This is a genomic window from Streptococcus sp. IsoGale021 (genome assembly GCF_031142795.1).
Lineage (GTDB): Bacteria > Bacillota > Bacilli > Lactobacillales > Streptococcaceae > Streptococcus > Streptococcus hominis.
In genome coordinates, this window is record NZ_JAKZJH010000006.1 from 81,574 (window position 1) to 97,552 (window position 15,979).

Annotated in this window: 16 protein-coding genes and 2 pseudogenes; 2 read left to right on the top strand and 16 right to left on the bottom strand. The window is 40.5% G+C overall.

Annotated features, from left to right (window positions below; genetic code table 11):
* Positions 1–42: 42 nt before the first annotated feature.
* From RG565_RS05875 to RG565_RS05890, 4 genes are all read right to left on the bottom strand, one after another.
* Positions 43–2,394, bottom strand: coding sequence for an HAD-IC family P-type ATPase (locus tag RG565_RS05875; protein ID WP_247937207.1), 2,352 nt, complete (start codon positions 2,392–2,394; stop codon positions 43–45).
* 347 nt (positions 2,395–2,741) lie between these two features.
* Positions 2,742–5,039: a DNA translocase FtsK gene (locus RG565_RS05880; protein ID WP_247937206.1), complete on the bottom strand. Its 2,298-nt coding sequence runs from the start codon at positions 5,037–5,039 to the stop codon at positions 2,742–2,744.
* Positions 5,040–5,125: 86 nt separating this feature from the next.
* Positions 5,126–5,335, bottom strand: a complete 210-nt coding sequence (locus RG565_RS05885) for a PspC domain-containing protein (RefSeq protein ID WP_247937205.1) — start codon at positions 5,333–5,335, stop codon at positions 5,126–5,128.
* Positions 5,336–5,442: 107 nt separating this feature from the next.
* Positions 5,443–5,835, bottom strand: a complete 393-nt coding sequence (locus RG565_RS05890) for a DUF2798 domain-containing protein (protein WP_308937458.1) — start codon at positions 5,833–5,835, stop codon at positions 5,443–5,445.
* Between the two features lie 292 nt (positions 5,836–6,127).
* Here RG565_RS05890 and RG565_RS05895 point away from each other — a divergent pair, with 292 nt between their 5' ends.
* Positions 6,128–6,931, top strand: a complete 804-nt coding sequence (locus tag RG565_RS05895) for a peptidylprolyl isomerase (RefSeq protein ID WP_247937204.1) — start codon at positions 6,128–6,130, stop codon at positions 6,929–6,931.
* Between the two features lie 190 nt (positions 6,932–7,121).
* On the opposite strand, the gene RG565_RS05900 is transcribed toward RG565_RS05895, so the two are convergent.
* From RG565_RS05900 to RG565_RS05945, 10 genes and pseudogenes are all read right to left on the bottom strand, one after another.
* Positions 7,122–8,663: an ABC-F family ATP-binding cassette domain-containing protein gene (locus RG565_RS05900; RefSeq protein WP_247937203.1), complete on the bottom strand. Its 1,542-nt coding sequence runs from the start codon at positions 8,661–8,663 to the stop codon at positions 7,122–7,124.
* A gap of 111 nt (positions 8,664–8,774) precedes the next feature.
* On the bottom strand, positions 8,775–9,083 hold the full coding sequence (locus RG565_RS05905; RefSeq protein ID WP_247937202.1) for a DUF898 family protein: 309 nt from the start codon (positions 9,081–9,083) through the stop codon (positions 8,775–8,777).
* A gap of 14 nt (positions 9,084–9,097) precedes the next feature.
* Positions 9,098–9,790, bottom strand: coding sequence for a 5'-methylthioadenosine/adenosylhomocysteine nucleosidase (locus RG565_RS05910; protein WP_247937201.1), 693 nt, complete (start codon positions 9,788–9,790; stop codon positions 9,098–9,100).
* Positions 9,791–9,841: 51 nt separating this feature from the next.
* A complete protein-coding gene (macP, locus tag RG565_RS05915; RefSeq protein WP_049512611.1) occupies positions 9,842–10,150 on the bottom strand; it encodes a cell wall synthase accessory phosphoprotein MacP in 309 nt (102 codons plus the stop codon).
* 10 nt (positions 10,151–10,160) lie between these two features.
* Positions 10,161–10,712, bottom strand: a complete 552-nt coding sequence (locus RG565_RS05920) for an NUDIX hydrolase (RefSeq protein WP_247937200.1) — start codon at positions 10,710–10,712, stop codon at positions 10,161–10,163.
* Positions 10,713–10,720: 8 nt separating this feature from the next.
* On the bottom strand, positions 10,721–12,100 hold the full coding sequence (gene glmU, locus RG565_RS05925; protein ID WP_247937199.1) for a bifunctional UDP-N-acetylglucosamine diphosphorylase/glucosamine-1-phosphate N-acetyltransferase GlmU: 1,380 nt from the start codon (positions 12,098–12,100) through the stop codon (positions 10,721–10,723).
* A gap of 93 nt (positions 12,101–12,193) precedes the next feature.
* Positions 12,194–12,634, bottom strand: a complete 441-nt coding sequence (locus RG565_RS05930; protein ID WP_247937249.1) for an ASCH domain-containing protein — start codon at positions 12,632–12,634, stop codon at positions 12,194–12,196.
* A 39-nt stretch (positions 12,635–12,673) separates the two neighbouring features.
* Positions 12,674–13,396 (bottom strand): annotated as a pseudogene (locus RG565_RS05935) (GNAT family N-acetyltransferase); the annotation flags it as partial.
* 13 nt (positions 13,397–13,409) lie between these two features.
* Complete coding sequence (locus tag RG565_RS05940) at positions 13,410–14,108, bottom strand: 3-oxoacyl-ACP reductase (RefSeq protein WP_070671114.1); 699 nt, start codon at positions 14,106–14,108, stop codon at positions 13,410–13,412.
* Positions 14,101–14,337, bottom strand: coding sequence for a DUF2829 domain-containing protein (locus tag RG565_RS05945; protein ID WP_059220488.1), 237 nt, complete (start codon positions 14,335–14,337; stop codon positions 14,101–14,103). Before RG565_RS05945 ends, RG565_RS05940 begins: the two co-directional genes overlap by 8 nt.
* A 191-nt stretch (positions 14,338–14,528) precedes the next feature.
* Between RG565_RS05945 and RG565_RS05950 the strand changes: the two genes are divergently transcribed.
* On the top strand, positions 14,529–14,732 hold the full coding sequence (locus tag RG565_RS05950) for a cold-shock protein (protein WP_059220486.1): 204 nt from the start codon (positions 14,529–14,531) through the stop codon (positions 14,730–14,732).
* A 144-nt stretch (positions 14,733–14,876) separates the two neighbouring features.
* On the opposite strand, the pseudogene RG565_RS05955 reads toward RG565_RS05950, so the two are convergent.
* A pseudogene (locus tag RG565_RS05955) lies at positions 14,877–15,510 on the bottom strand (RpiB/LacA/LacB family sugar-phosphate isomerase).
* Positions 15,507–15,977 (bottom strand): GNAT family N-acetyltransferase, encoded by a 471-nt coding sequence (locus RG565_RS05960; RefSeq protein ID WP_247937198.1) that lies wholly within the window; start codon positions 15,975–15,977, stop codon positions 15,507–15,509. The pseudogene RG565_RS05955 and the gene RG565_RS05960 overlap by 4 nt, the downstream one beginning before the upstream one ends.
* Positions 15,978–15,979 lie beyond the last annotated feature (2 nt).

Genomic DNA, 15,979 nt, shown 5'->3' on the forward strand with positions numbered 1-15,979 from the left:
AAAAATATCGGACAGACTCATCTGCTTCCGATATTTTTATATTTAATATTTTGTTGAGAACTTATCAAATAGAGCAAATAACTTATTTGTTATGAATTGGAACAGTCTCATGAGTGATTCTAACATTAAGGAGAGAATGACTGTGAGGATAATGGTAATCGGTGAGATTTTGGATAACAAAAAAATAGAGTGAAATAACAAGCCCGAAATCACTAAGCCGATGATGTTAAAGAGTACGACAATAGTTTTCATTCGATTGAGCGGCTGAATAAGCTTGATGATGATAATGAAACCAACCACTGCTAATAAGATAACAGATGATGTCGCAACTTCTTGCGTGGATAATCGAAAAATCCGACCACAAGCCATGACAATCAAAACGGCCAATAAATCAACAAAAGCTGCTGGTATCGCATTCTGTAAAACCGTTCTGATGAAACGCCCTCGAATGCGCTGCTTGTTGGGCTCCAAAGCTAACATAAATCCAGGTATACCAATAGTGAACGCACTAATCAAGGAAACCTGTGATGCTTGCAAAGGATAGGTAAAAGCAAACAAACTGGACAAAATAGCTAGTGAAATGGAAAAGATATTTTTTACAAGAAATAAACTAGCGGAACGCTGAATGTTATTGACAACCCTACGTCCTTCTGTCACAATATGCGGCATATGCGAAAAGTCAGAATCCAGCAAAACAACTTGTGCAATCTGTTTGGTAGCACCGTTGCCTGACTCCATAGCAATGCTGCAATCTGCAGTCTTCATTGCTAAAATATCATTTACACCGTCACCTGTCATGGCGACTTTGTGCTGATTAGCTTGAAGTGCTTGGACTAATTTTTGTTTCTGTTGAGGGGTCACTCGACCAAAGACCGTATATTTTTCAACTGCTTGAGTGATTTTTTCATCAGTATCCAAGTTTTGCGCGTCTACATAATTTTCTGCATGAGGAATCTCTGCTTTGGCAGCCACTGCAGCAACTGTGACAGGATTATCTCCTGAGATAACTTTGACTTCCACACCTTGAAGAGCAAAATAGGAAAAGGTTTCAGCTGCATTTTCTCGAATTGGATTTTCTAATAAGATGAAGAGTAGGGGGTCTACTGTTTGAGTCAAATCACCTGTAAATGGATGATTTTTTGATTCAGCAAAAACAAGAACTCGTGAACCACTTTCTGCATATTGTTGAAAATAGTTGCGATATTCTTTCAACTTTTCTTTTAATACAAACTCTGGAGCACCTAAAATAAAATTGCCTTCTTTGAAAGAAATAGCACCAAACTTGGTCTTTGAACTAAACGGAAGGGCCTTCACTACGGTCCAAGCCTTTTCTACTACTTCTGAAGCAAAAAAGTCTCGAATTGCTACAATCGTTTCATTTTCATCTGGACTTGCTGCCAAATATTGTTTAAGAGCTTCCTGTGAGGCATTATTGTCTTGCTGAACAGAGAGTACTTGTGCAACTTTCATCGTATTTTCCGTAATGGTTCCTGTCTTATCTACACACAAAACATCTACACGAGAAAGAGACTCAATCCCTTTCATACTATTTAATAAAACCTGCTGTCTTGCTAGACTAGCTGCTCCCAAAGCCAGCGCCAGAGTCATCAAAAGATAAAGCCCTTCTGGAATCATCCCAATAATAGCTCCTACCGTGGAGACAATACTAACTTGAAAACTTTCGTGATTGGTCACATAACTTTGGAAAAACAGAAGAAGCCCTAAAGGAATAATCAAAAATCCAATCACTTTAACCAGATTATTGACCGAACGTACCATTTCCGATTCTTCTTTTCCAGAGACTTCTTTTGCTTTCAATGTCAGTTGATTGATGTAGGATTCATCGCCTACTTTTTCCAAGCGAGCATAGGCTTTGCCAGATACGACAAAACTGCCTGACATGACAGTATCATCTATTTGCTTTGCGATTTCATCTGCTTCTCCTGTCAACTGTGATTCATTGACTTTCAATTCACCTGATACAATCTTAGCGTCTGCATAGATTTGGTCTCCTGTCGAGAAAAGAACGATATCATCTTGTACTAAATCTTTTGTCTCTAGTTGGATTTCTTTACCGTCTCGCACGACAATCGCTGTATAGTGATGAAGCAACTGCATATTGCTCAATATTTTGCGCGCTCTAAGCTCTTGAACAATTCCAATCAAAGAATTGATAATAACAATAGGCAAAAAGAGTAGATTGTTCCACGATTGTACAATTATCAACAATAGAGCAAGAACAAAAAAGATGAAATTAAAGTAAGTAAAAACATTGGATTGAATGATTTGCCAAGTTGTCTTCTCCGTACTAACCGTTACTTTATTGACGAAGCCTTTTTGAATTCGTTCTTCAACCTCTTGTTGGCTAAGCCCTGTGTATATCTGTTCTGACATATAGCCTCCATTCACAAATCATATTAATATTCTATCAAAAAAGTCCGGTTTAAGTCATAGAAAACTTACAGAATTGAAAAATGTGAGATTTTCCATACCTTTTCTACAAAACTTTCAAAATAAAACAGCTACAGAAAAAGAGGCTGGGACAAAAGTCCTTAACCTCGTCAGATTTTTATGAGTTTCTTGCAAGTCGCAGTGGTTGAGTGGGTTCTATGCGGTTGATAAATCAACCTTTACAGCCCTACTCAACTGTGCGGGGGTGGGACGACAAAATCAAATTTCTTCGAAATTACCGATTTTTGTCCCACTCCCAAGGATGTTACATTTTTTAAACAGCACCTATTTTAGTTATTCAATAAAACTTTTCTTGGCTTGGTGCCTTCTGCTGGACCGATGACACCTGCAGCTTCTAGCTCTTCCATCAGTCGAGTCGCACGATTAAATCCGACGGACAATCGACGTTGGAGCATTGAAGCACTCGCTTTTTGAGTTTCTATGACCAAAGCCTTGGCTTCTTCAAAGAGTGGATCACCTTGTTCACTCTCACTACCTGAATCCATGTCATTCTCAGATACTTCGCCTGGGTCAAAATTATCATCATAGTCTGCTTCGGCTTGATTCTTAACAAAAGTGACAATGCGCTCCACATCTTCATCAGAGATGAACGATCCTTGCAGACGGACAGGATGATTTTCATCAATCGGCTTAAAGAGCATATCCCCACGTCCCAAGAGTTTCTCGGCACCATTTTCATCTAGAATCGTTCGGCTATCAGTTCCGCTAGAGACAGCAAAAGCAATCCGCGAAGGAACATTTGCCTTGATGAGCCCAGAGATAACATCAACAGACGGTCGCTGAGTGGCTAAAATCATGTGAATACCAGCCGCTCGAGCTTTTTGTCCCAAGCGAATAATAGCGTCTTCCACTTCTTTGCTGGCTACCATCATAAGGTCTGCCAACTCATCCACAATGACCACAATCAAAGGAAGAGGAACTTGTTTATATTCTGGTTGACTAGCATTGTACTCGGCTACTTTGGCATTGTAACCTGCAATATTGCGCGCACCAACCTTAGAAAAGAGCTCATAGCGATTTTCCATTTCATCGACCACTTTTTGCAAAGCCCGACTCGCTTTGCGAGGATTGGTCACAACAGGGATCAGTAAGTGGGGAATATCATTATAGACAGACAATTCGACCATTTTAGGATCGACCATCATGAACTTGACTTCATCTGGCCGTGCTTTCATGAGAATACTAGCAATAATACCGTTGACTGCAACGGATTTCCCTGAACCAGTCGAACCTGCCACTAGCAAATGAGGCATTTTTGCCAAATCAAATGTCCGAACAGAGCCATTGACAGCTTTTCCTAAAGGAATTTCAAGTAATTTCTTGTCGTCTGTCTTAGACTGCTCCCAAAGCTCACGGAAAGTAACCGTTGCAATCTCGAAATTCGGAACTTCAATTCCGACTAGAGATTTTCCCGGAATAGGTGCTTCAATCCGCACATCTTTAGCTGCCAAAGCCAGAGCTAAATCGTCAGCCAGATTGGAAATGCGATTGACCCGCACTCCGACAGCTGGCTTGACCTCGTACTTAGTCACAGATGGTCCGATTTCAGCACGTTCAACGCTAGCACGAATGCCAAAGCTAGCAAATGTTTCTTCTAAAATCTTGATATTTTCGCGAACAATTTTCTTTTCTTTGGATTGATTTTTAGGCTTGTCTGGCGCAAACAAATTGATTGTTGGAAGTTTGTAATCTAAACTTTCTTTGGGGGTGAAATCAACTTCAACATCTTCATCTGTGTTATCTTGCTGCTCTTCTTTGTGTTGTTTCTCAGACAAACTCTCATCATAATCATAAATTTCTGGCTCTGCTTCTTCAAACTGAATCGGCGTATGAGCTAAGACCTCATCATCTAAAATTTCTCCCGTTTCAGAATCAATTTGTGGCTCGTCTTGCTCTACCTGAATAGCATTCATCGCTGCTTGCGCAGCTTTTTCTTCTTTTTCGATAAAACGTTGCTGACGCTTTGCTTCTCGCTTCTCACTCCAAGCATGATAGGTTTCACTTAATTTTTCAAAAATATCATAAATCGAATATGGACTGATGAGTAGCGCCCCTAGCAATATCAGGAGAACACCGATAAAGTAGGAGCCAATATTTGAAAATAAAAAGGCTACAGGAGTATAAAGAGCAGCTCCTAATAAACCACCACCAGCAAAAGCACTGACTTTGACAGCTGTCAAATCCGTTAAAATCCGTGACAAGGTTGTACTCAGAACCTGTCCTTTTAAATTTAAAACATTTACAAAATAAGCTTGAAATATGAGTAGCAAGCCAATAAAAATACTGAAAAAGCCTGATTTATAGCCTTCATGCTTATTGACCCACTTAAAAAAGAAAAGATAAATGAGATTGGCTATAATAGCCATATAGGCTAAACTTCCTACTAACAATCGAATAAGGTTATATAGAGTGATTCCAACGGCACCCCATTTTAATGCTGCAAAAAGAAGCAAAAAAGCAACTCCGAAAGTTACTAACATCCTCCGAATAGCCTTTTGCCGTTCTATTTCTGCTTTTGTAGGTCGTCTCGTTGTCCGACCTTTTTTACTATTTTTCTTACTTGCCATAAATTTTATTATACCACAAATTGAACACTAATCCAATGCAAGAAAAAAGCAGAAGCTCCATACTTCCACTTTTGAAACAACATTGTTTACTTCCAAATCACATCATCGTCTCCGTCATCTTCTGGCAAGACAAACCACAAAATCAAGTAAGGGATCAGACCGATTCCATACACAAAAAATGCTACTCCCCAAATTAGTCGTACAATGGTAGGATCAATGTCAAAATAATTTGCTACGCCTGCACAGACACCTGCAATTTTCTTATTCCGCACATCTCTTGTCAATCGTTTAGCCATTCTCTATCCCTCCTTTATAAATCTATTATAACATAAATTTTTTACCACTAAATAAATATCATAAAGAAGTTCCATAATCTGGTTGACAGATATTTTCGGCAGCAAGATTAAAAAAGTTGCTGTTGCAGTTGACCTAGAATAAAGCGAGAAATTGGTCCAACAATCAGAAAATTCAAAAGAAAAGCTACAATAAAATTAGTTAGCCAAGTTTCTAGATAATTGGCTAGTGAAAGCGGTACGCTGTTAAAAAATATACCATAAAAAGGCATCAATGAAACCATAATCAGAACCATACCACCTGAAACAACGAGGATCTTCTGCCAAGGTTTATGGCGTTCTGTTAAAAATTTAAAAGCAACTCCCTTCACAACTGGTCCTGCCACAAGAAGGTCTAAGAGAAAAGTGGTAATCAATCCAGGAACATATCCCATTGCTAGATGAGCCCATGAAAAATATCCTACAACGGACAAGTTCCAAATGCTCATTCCAAATACCATCATGCTGCACATAAGGGCTGTAAAAAAATAATGATTCCTTAAAATTCTTCGGCATAAAAACTCCATTTCTTTGTTGATAAACGCTATTTTAGCACAAAAATTTTTTTCTCGTAAGCAAATTTACAAAACTTTTCATAAGAAAATGTTTTCATACTTTAAACGATTGAACTATCTTTACATCAAAAAAGTAGCCCGATAGTGCCTTTCAGTTAGCATGGACAAACTCTCAAAAGGTTTGAAAAAGGCTTTTATTTATAGTAAAATGTGAATAGTTCAACATTCAGAAAGGAAATCTATGAAAAAATTACTTATCTTAGGACTGGTTGCTGGTTTATTTTTGACAGGCTGTACAAACTTACAAAGAGCTATTAGAGGAAATGACTATGTAGACTCCAGCCTTGCTTCCGAATCCAGCTCAAGAGCAGCGGAAAAACAAAAAGAGGAGCAAAAAGCTGCTTTGAGCGATAAAAATGCTAACTTTCCACAGCTGTCTGACAAGGTCGCTGACGATGAAGCGGAAGTGAAAATAACCACAACTGAAGGTGCTATTTCTATGAAGCTTTTTCCAAAACATGCTCCACTTGCAGTTGAAAATTTCTTAACGCATGCTAAGGAAGGTTATTATAACGGCGTGACTTTCCACCGTGTCATTAAGAACTTTATGATTCAAACAGGAGACCCTAAGGGAGACGGTACTGGTGGTGAATCCATTTGGAAAGGCAAAAATTCTAAGATCGACTCTGGAAGTGGCTTTAAAACAGAGATTTCGTCTTATCTCTACAATATCCGTGGCGCATTAGCCATGGCTCGTTCTTCCAATCCAAATTCCAACGGTAGTCAATTTTTCATCAACCAAAATACAAAGGACAGTTCTAATCAGCTCTCTAGTACAACTTATCCTGAAAAAATCATTGAAGCCTATAAAAAAGGTGGAAATCCAAGTTTAGATGGAAATTACACTGTCTTTGGGCAAGTCATTTCTGGCATGGAGGTCGTGGATAAAATCGCTGCTACCGAGACTGGCGAAAACGACAAACCCAAAAAAGAAATCAAAATTGAGAAAATTGAAGTCATCAAGGACTATACATTTAAGAAATAATCACAAAACGAGTCTGGGCAAAAATGTTCCAGACTCGTTTACTTTCTAGAATAAAACTCATTGAGTGGTCTCTAATGTGCTGATGCTATCAGCTTTTACAGCCCTACTCAACCTTACGGAGTGGTGGGACGACAAAATCGATTTCTTACGAAATCCTGATTTTTTGTCCTACACCTCGTTTTCTTTATTCTTACGTTAATTGATTAAAATCCCAAATCTGATCTACCCATCCTTTGTAGAAGTCAGGCTCGTGGCAGACCATGAGAATACTGCCTTTGTATGCTTGGAGAGCGCGCTTGAGCTCGTCTTTGGCATCCACATCAAGGTGATTCGTGGGCTCATCCAGTACTAAGACATTATTTTCTCGGTTCATGAGGAGACAAAGTCGAACCTTAGCCTGCTCGCCTCCTGAGAGAACCTGAATCTGGCTTTCAATATGCTTGGAGGTCAGACCGCAGCGAGCCAGAGCAGCGCGAACTTCCGCTTGATTGAGTGACGGGAAAGCATCCCAAACAGCTTCCAGAGGAGTCTGGCGATTACCACCAGCTGTCTCTTGCTCAAAATAGCCCAATTCCAGATAGTCTCCACGCTCAACTTCCCCAGCGATTGGTGGTATAATCCCCAAGAGACTCTTCAAAAGAGTTGTTTTCCCGATTCCGTTGGCTCCGATAATGGCAACTTTCTGATTGCGCTCAAAGGTTAGATTAAGGGGCTTTGTCAAAGGACAATCGTAACCAATTTGCAACTCTTCTGCTTGAAAAATAAAGCGCCCTGGTGTACGAGCGATTTTGAAGTCAAAGGAAGGCTTAGGCTTCTCACCCTGCAATTCAATCAGCTCCATTTTGTCTAATTTTTTCTGGCGGGACATAGCCATATTGCGGGTAGCCACCCGAGCTTTGTTGCGCGCTACAAAGTCTTTTAAATCAGCAATTTCCTTTTGCTGGCGCTCGTAAGCTGCTTCCAGCTGAGATTTCTTCATCTCATAAACTTCTTGGAATTGATAATAATCACCAGAATAGCGGGTCAAGTTTTGATTTTCTACATGGTAGACGATATTGATTACATCGTTTAAGAAAGGAATATCATGAGAAATGAGCACGAAAGCATTTTCATAATTTTGCAGATAGCGCTTGAGCCAATCAATATGCTCTGCGTCCAAATAGTTGGTAGGCTCATCTAAGAGCAAGATGTCTGGTTTTTGAAGGAGAAGTTTTGCTAAGAGCACCTTGGTTCGTTGACCTCCAGAAAGAGCGGTGACATCCGTTTCCATACCGTAATCCATAACCCCTAAAGCACGAGCTACCTCATCAATCTTAGCATCTAAAGTATAAAAGTCTCGACTTTCCAATCGCTCCTGCAATTCACCCACTTCTTCCATAAGGACATCAACATCCGCTCCATCTTCTGCCATAGCCAGATATATCTCATTGATCCGAGCTTCAGTCTTGAAAAGTTCATCAAAAGCAGTCCGCAACACATCACGTACAGATTGACCTTCTTTCAATACAGCATGCTGATCTAAATAGCCAGCTGTCACATACTTAGACCACTCAACCTTGCCTTCATCTGGCAACAATTGACCGGTTACAATGCTCATAAAGGTAGATTTCCCTTCGCCGTTGGCTCCAACTAAGCCGATATGCTCGCCCTTAAGCAAGCGGAACGATACATCCTCAAAAATAGCCTGGTCTCCAAAACCGTGGCTGAGATTTTTTACTTCTAAGATACTCATCTTTTCTCCTCTATCATTGATTACAGTTTCTTGATTATACCATCAAAAGGGATTTTTTGGCAAGGTAGAACAAATGAAAAGCGAGACTGCTTCATTCTCGCTTGCTTTCATCTAATTCAAATGATGGGTGTGTTTGGTAATCCACTGGGTTAGCTTGATATTAAGCCAAAAACCATAAATGCCAAAAGTAATGATCGTCAAGAGCCACCACTTCACCCAATTTCCAAAAAGCTGCATCGCAGTACCATCAAAATAGAGACGGTATCCGTCAATGACTGTGTGCTTAATCTTCCAATTGTACAGGATACACATGCCCCAAGGAGCACAGATACCCAACGTCAAGACAGTAATCAAAATGGCTAAGATGACATGACCAATGTAAGAAAAGAGGCCGCCGTCGAAATAAGATTCTTTATACACTATATTCTCCTTGTCTAAACTAATTCTTTCAAAAACGCTATCAAGGTCTCAGCTGATTGCCTGCCAGCTTCATGGATAAATTCGTCAAAGCTGATATTTGCATCATGAGAAGCTGTATCACTCATGGCACGAATGACCATAAAAGGCAGACCGATAGAATGGGTTGCTTGCGCAATGGCTGCTCCTTCCATTTCTACCGCTAAAACATCTGGAAAATGCTGCTTAATGGCTTGAATCTTGTCTTGTCCCGCAATAAAACTGTCTCCTGTTGCAATCAAGCCAACGCGACTTGTCTGATGTGTCTTTTCTAAAATCTTTCTCATCTCAGAAACCAAATAGCGGCTCGCTTCAAAATACAGTGGCTGGCGCGCCATTTGTCCGTATTCATAGCCAAAAGCTGTTACATCTACATCGTGGTACACTAGCCGGTCAGCCACTACAACATCGCCGATTTGCAAGCCTTCGGCTACCGCCCCAGCAGAACCTGTATTGATGACAGCTGTCACTTTAAACTCATTGACCAAAACAGCTACGCTCATAGCAGACATGACCTTGCCGATCCCGCTTTCCACCAGCACAACTTCATGATAACCGATACTTCCCGTATGATACACATGCCCCAAACGTAAGTGCTTTTCAGCATTTTCCAAGTTTTCCACTAAGATTTTTAGTTCCTCAGGCATGGCCGCAATAATTCCGATTTTCATTATTTCCTCTCATTCTATCACAAAAAAAGCGAAAGTCGAGCTTATCGCTTTTTATAGCCAAATAATAGCAGCAATCAAAGCAATCAAAAGCAGAACAATCCAAAATAGAATTTTGTTTAATTTCGCTTGGAATACTCCACGTTTTGCATTTTCAATGCGTCGGCTTTTGGTCACCGTTGGTTCTACATCAATTTGCAGCGTATCTTGATTGAAACTACTATTTAGAGAGGAATAACCAAACTGACTTCTAGTCGTTTTTAAAATTTTGGTTTCTTCCTCATCATGCAAAGGTGGACCTGAAATATCTTCACCGCGATTTGCCCGTTCAATCATTTCATCTGTTAATAAAGGTCTTCCCATGAGCGTTCCCCTATCTTCGATTCATTTTCATTTCCCAATATTGGAGTGCAATAATGGTTTTTGCATCACAAATATCACCACTAGCAAGGAGAGCTTTCGCTTCTTCCAAGGTCACTTCAAACAGCTCCAATGTCTCATCTTCATCTTGTGGACGAGGGTTTTCAACTTTTGTCAAATGGCTAGCGCCATAAAGTTTGATGCGTTCATTGCAAAAGCCAATCGCTGAATAGAAATCATAGAGCAGTTCTAACTCACCTGTATAACCCGTTTCTTCTTCTAATTCGCGTAAAGCTGCAGCCTCAGGATCCGCATTTTCACCAACCTCTAGCTTTCCAGCTGGAATTTCATAAGAGGTTGCTTCAATAGCTTTGCGGTACTGCTTAACCAAAATCATTTTATCTTCTGGTGTTAGCGCGATAACTGCCACCGCTCCATTATGGAAAATCAAATCACGGTAAGCTGTTCCTTTTCCTGCTGGCAACTGAACTTCGTCTTTTACAAGTTTAAAAATAGGACCTTGGTAAATTTCTGTTCGTTTTAGTGTTTTTTCTTCAAAATCCATAGCAATTCCTACTTATTATCTGGATGATGCGGCAAGCGTTTAGCGTATTCTTCTTTATTGATCTGACGACCACGACCAAGAGCAATCGCATCAGCTGGCACATCCTTGGTAATGGTTGAGCCTGCACCTACAAGAGAATTGTCCCCAAGTTCTACCGGCGCAATAATGGTTGAATTAGAACCTACAAAGACATTGTTCCCAATGACGGTCTTAAATTTGTGCTGTCCGTCATAATTAACTGTAATCGTTCCAGCACCAAAATTAACATTCGCACCCACTTCAGAATTACCAATATAGGTCAGATGCCCAGCTTTGGTATTTTCACCGATAGAAGAACCTTTCACTTCAACGAAATTACCAACATGTACATTTTTAGCAAGGCTTGAATCTGGGCGAACATGAGCGTAAGGTCCCACCGTTACACCGTCTGCAACTGTAGACTCTTCAATCATCGAATTGGTAATAACCGTTTGTTCACCAATAACAGAGTCAACAATATACGTACCATTTGTCAGAATGCTGCCTGCGCCAATTTTCGTTTGACCTTTCAAGGTAACATTGGCTTCAATTTGTACTTCTGGTTCAATCTGTACGTCTACATCAATATAAGTCGTTTCTGGATTTACAAAACTAACGCCATTCACCATGTGAGCTTGATTGATTCGACGACGCATAATACTTTCTGCCGTTGCCAATGCCACGCGGTCATTGACACCAAGACTTTCATCAAAGTCTTTCAGAGTATAAGCGCCGACTTTTTCGCCATTCTCACGGAAAATGCCGATTACATCTGTGATGTAGTATTCTCCTTGCGCATTGTTGGTATTGATATTTTTCAGGGCTTCAAAAAGACGAGCGTTATCAAAAACATACGTTCCTGTATTGATTTCTTTGATTTGCTTTTCAAAATCCGAAGCATCCTTTTGCTCCACAATTTTGATCACTTCTTCATGCTGATTACGGACAATCCGTCCATAACCAAATGGATTTTCCGCTTCTGCTGTCAAAATCGTTGCAACATTCTTGTGGTTGACATGAAAATCAATCAGATTTTTCAAGCTTTCACCTGTGATTAAAGGAGTGTCTCCTGCAATGACTAATGTTTGCCCTGCCAAACCTTCCAGCACAGGCTCTGCCATCATCACAGCATGACCGGTTCCTAATTGCTCCGTTTGACGAACAAACTCTGTCTGCCCTGCCAATACCTGCTCCACCAGCTCTGCCTTATGTCCAACTACTGTCACAGTCTTTTCAGGTGCGATAGCAGCAACACTTCTAAATACATGTTCTAACATTGAAATTCCAGCAACTTTGTGAAGCACTTTTGGTAAATCTGATTTCATGCGAGTGCCTTTTCCAGCTGCTAAAATAATTGCATAGTTTGTCATAATAGTTCCTTTTATCAAAGTAAATTTACTTTATTATATCACTTTTTGTGTCATTTGTTAAGATTCTCTCCATGACACATATATATGTTTGTTTCATAGCGGATAAACCTTACGAAACTCCTCTAAGACTACACCTGTCTCCTCTGAGAAGGAGAGGCCGGCTTCAGCCATCCATTCCGTGAAGAATTCCTCATGCACCTGCCGCCAGTAAGTCAAAGATTTATCACCCTCTCCTTCTTTAAAAGCGTGCTCTGCAGAGACTTGCTTAAAAGGAACAACCGTTACTTTGGTGATTTCGATGATACAAACAGCTTGATCCTGGCTGTCTAGGACGACATCAAAACTCCCTGACCGAGGCAATGGTTCGCCGTCCACTGCATAGAGGTCATAGGCAGAAGTCGTCGCGGTCTTCTCTCCTTTCAAAACTAAATCCGCCAACTGATCTGGCTCTACACCAAATGCCCAGGCGTCTATTTTGTCGCCGATTGCGGGGTTGATTGTTTTGTATTCATTCCATAATTGTTCTGGGGTCATGGTTTCTCCTATCTGTAATTTTAACTCATAAGCTGGGTAAGCTCCTAAGCATTGATAACCTAGCTTTTCAGCTATTTTCTTTGAGGCTTCATTATGGGCGTCCCAGAGCGGAAAAACGCTACGCTGCAGGGATTCCAAAATCATCTTCGCCCCAAGTACAGCAGCTAAGCCCTGCTGTTGATAAACCGGTTTCGTTGCAATCTCGATTTCAATGGCTTTTTGGTAAACAAGTGCTGTCGAGACCCCAGCGACGATTTCCTCACCCTTTCGGATCACAAAACCAAGAACTCCGGCTTCTTGAAAGTCTTTAAAAGTTGCAAAATTCCCCTGCAAATCCTGAGACCATTCTTCCTGAGCTAGTTCTTGATAGGTTTTTGAATTGATTACCTCAATAACGAGCTGCTTCGATAGCTGCTCCACAATGTTTTTCAATACCTTATCATCAAAATCTGCCTCATCTTTAAAAGCATAGCGGGTAAAGGTAGATAAGGCTGGACAAGAGGATAAGCAGGCCTGCCAAGAAACCTCTTCTGTTATGAGAATTCGGTAGTCTGGCTCACAGATGTCTCTATAATCAGCCAGTAACGCCATATCTGCCCGTCCAGCCAAAAAGAGAAAATCTCCCTGTTCGTACAAAATGGCGGTCTCGTCTTCATTTGTATAAAACTGCCCTAGCTTCGCCTTCAAACCATATCTCACCATATTCTTTTGCCAATGTTGGAAAGAATTCTGCAGTCTTGGCTCAATGGTCGTTGCTTTCATTCTACTTGCTACCTCACTTCAAACTCCAGCCACCGTCAATCTTGACAATCTCTCCCTGCATGGACTGAGCTTTTCCCGAGGCGAGAAAGAGGGTCAACTCGGCAACTTCTTCTGGTTCTATCCAACGCTTGATGGGAGTTTCGTCTGCTACCCATTGGGCTAAGCCTCCCAGCTCAAAGTCCGTTGCTGTCATACTTGTTTTAACTGCGCCCGGTGCAATCCCAAAAACCTGCACTCCCTGCTCCGCATAATCCAGTGCCAACTGCTTGGTAAATCCTGCCAGAGCATGCTTGGAAGAAGTGTAAGCATGACCACCACCGCCAGCTAAGCTAGATGCAATTGAGCACATATTGATGATGATGCCTGATTGTTTCTTCAGCATCTGCGTCAGATAATAACGAGTTAGCTCTACTGGTGTTACATAGTTAATCTCGAAAATTTCTTGGATCTCCTGAGCAGTCTGCTCCAGTAAGGGCTTGTAGTCATCCAGCACTCCAGCTGTATTACAGAGGACATCTATCTGGGGACACCAGTCAAAAACTGACTGAAGCGCCAGCGTTAAATCTTGTTGAAGAAAATGAAAATCTCCTGTCAGGTTTGGTTTTTTAGACTGGTCTACACCATAGACGTGCCAGCCATTTTCCAAAAAGAGCCGTGCCTGTGCTCGTCCAATCCCTGAACTGACTCCCGTCACCAATACTGTCTTAGTCATGAACTTCCACCCAGTCATCTGCTAAGACATCACAAGGAGTCGGACTCCACATGGAAAAGCCTTCTCCCTCGCCTGACACGTTGATGAGAAAGTACGGAGTCACTTCAAGCGCCACTCCGTTCTGCTCAATACTGTCAAAAAGCTGGACATAATTCTCAGCACCGCCCCAGCCTATGCGGACATATTTCTTTTTGGCTTTCAAACCCGGTAAAATTTCTTCAAATGTCATGATATACCTCTTTCTGCTTTTCATATTACTAGTATAGCAAAATATATTGCCAATCGCTGGCTTTTCCTTGCTTTTTATTCTTTCTTCTGTTAGACTAGCAAGAGTAAATGAATTTTGAGTGAGTATTTTTGTTTTTCATCTTTACTTTTTCTATTTTTTACGCAACATTTTAGAGAAAGGAAGTAAGATGTATGACACAAGGTACAGTAAAATGGTTCAATGCTGAAAAAGGTTTCGGCTTTATTTCACAAGAAAACGGACCAGACGTTTTTGCTCACTTTTCAGCGATTCAATCCGACGGATTCAAATCACTGAATGAAGGTGACAAAGTAATGTTTAACATTGAAGAAGGTCAGCGCGGTCTTCAAGCAGTCAATATTACAACATTAGCATAAAACAAGACAAGACTGGAAATCCCAGTCTTGTCTTGTTTTAAAATGACGTTATAATGTCAAGCTCAATTTTTACCATAAACAGTCAAAATTGCAAAGATAATGAAATGTGTAGGGACATCTACTTAGTACCTCCGCTTTTTCATTTCACTTTATACCTATTTTTGCTTTCAGCAAACGGATGAACTCTTCATTGGTTCCATTCGTTATAATAGCATTCATCACTATCTTTCTTTGCAACAATTTAGTGAAAGTATCAGTTGGAAGTTGTTCTACTAATTCTTCCCAATTGCGTTTCGTTAAACGGTTCAAATCCTTTAGGGCACTTGCTTCCAACCTTTTTCTTTCCGCTTCATTTTCAGGATAGCCCATACCAAACTCACCATCAAATAATTTATCCAATGTATATTGCAGGTTCAATTCTCCTTGCCAACCAAAATTCAACCCTAATGGCAGGGAAGCAACATTTCCTCCATTGATTCGTCCAAAGAGGAAAACATCTTGTGGGGTCTCTATATAGCCACACAAAAGACCTGGTAAACTATTACAGGCAAGCATCATACCTTGACCAGAAGAGCAACCTGTTACAACACACTGCTCCACTTTCTATTAAGAGACTAATCATCATCGCTATCTCAACATAAGAATACTGCTCGTTCTCCTCCTCGAAAATACCAAAATTCAGCACTTCGTCAGACGATTGGACTGCTTTTTTTACAGATTCAAATAGCAACGAATTCATATTTCTTCGAGTGGTTCCTTGGATAACCGCAACTCTCATTTCAACTCCTTTTCCATTTTGACAAAAAGGTAGATATCACCATTACTCGCCTGAGGCTGCCGTCCAATCACGTTGAAACCACAATTGAGATAGAGCCTTTGAGCTCTTTGATTAAAATCTGCAACTGAGAGAGTCAGGATTTTTGCTGAAAGATTTTCCTCGATAAACCGTAAAATCGTTTGTAAAAAATCTTTGCCTTGACCTTTGCCACAATACTCTGGCTTCATACCTAAACCCAGTTCCTGCTTGTCTTTGTCAATTGGAAAAAGGCAAAAAAAGCCATATAATTCATCATTTTTGAGAACCTGATAATAGTGATCACCACGCGCTTCAGGAGATAAAATTTCTTCATAATCCTCAGAATCTGCTTGCATATCATAAAAAGCATAGATTCCTTCGTAATGCCAATTATTAGCAATTTCTTCTGCATTACTTTGCCTTAATGGTTCAATCTTCGTAGATATCATTT

Coding starts and splice junctions, on each gene's coding strand:
- RG565_RS05900 (WP_247937203.1), bottom strand. CDS start 8,663: ATGAGTATCTTAGAAGTAAAAAATCTCAGCCACGGTTTTGGAGACCAG.
- RG565_RS05880 (WP_247937206.1), bottom strand. CDS start 5,039: ATGGCAAGTAAGAAAAATAGTAAAAAAGGTCGGACAACGAGACGACCT.
- RG565_RS05930 (WP_247937249.1), bottom strand. CDS start 12,634: ATGACCCCAGAACAATTATGGAATGAATACAAAACAATCAACCCCGCA.
- RG565_RS05890 (WP_308937458.1), bottom strand. CDS start 5,835: ATGATGGTATTTGGAATGAGCATTTGGAACTTGTCCGTTGTAGGATAT.
- RG565_RS05960 (WP_247937198.1), bottom strand. CDS start 15,977: ATGATATCTACGAAGATTGAACCATTAAGGCAAAGTAATGCAGAAGAA.
- RG565_RS05940 (WP_070671114.1), bottom strand. CDS start 14,108: ATGACTAAGACAGTATTGGTGACGGGAGTCAGTTCAGGGATTGGACGA.
- RG565_RS05895 (WP_247937204.1), top strand. CDS start 6,128: ATGAAAAAATTACTTATCTTAGGACTGGTTGCTGGTTTATTTTTGACA.
- RG565_RS05910 (WP_247937201.1), bottom strand. CDS start 9,790: ATGAAAATCGGAATTATTGCGGCCATGCCTGAGGAACTAAAAATCTTA.
- RG565_RS05945 (WP_059220488.1), bottom strand. CDS start 14,337: ATGACATTTGAAGAAATTTTACCGGGTTTGAAAGCCAAAAAGAAATAT.
- macP (WP_049512611.1), bottom strand. CDS start 10,150: ATGGGAAGACCTTTATTAACAGATGAAATGATTGAACGGGCAAATCGC.
- glmU (WP_247937199.1), bottom strand. CDS start 12,100: ATGACAAACTATGCAATTATTTTAGCAGCTGGAAAAGGCACTCGCATG.
- RG565_RS05885 (WP_247937205.1), bottom strand. CDS start 5,335: ATGGCTAAACGATTGACAAGAGATGTGCGGAATAAGAAAATTGCAGGT.
- RG565_RS05920 (WP_247937200.1), bottom strand. CDS start 10,712: ATGGATTTTGAAGAAAAAACACTAAAACGAACAGAAATTTACCAAGGT.
- RG565_RS05950 (WP_059220486.1), top strand. CDS start 14,529: ATGACACAAGGTACAGTAAAATGGTTCAATGCTGAAAAAGGTTTCGGC.
- RG565_RS05875 (WP_247937207.1), bottom strand. CDS start 2,394: ATGTCAGAACAGATATACACAGGGCTTAGCCAACAAGAGGTTGAAGAA.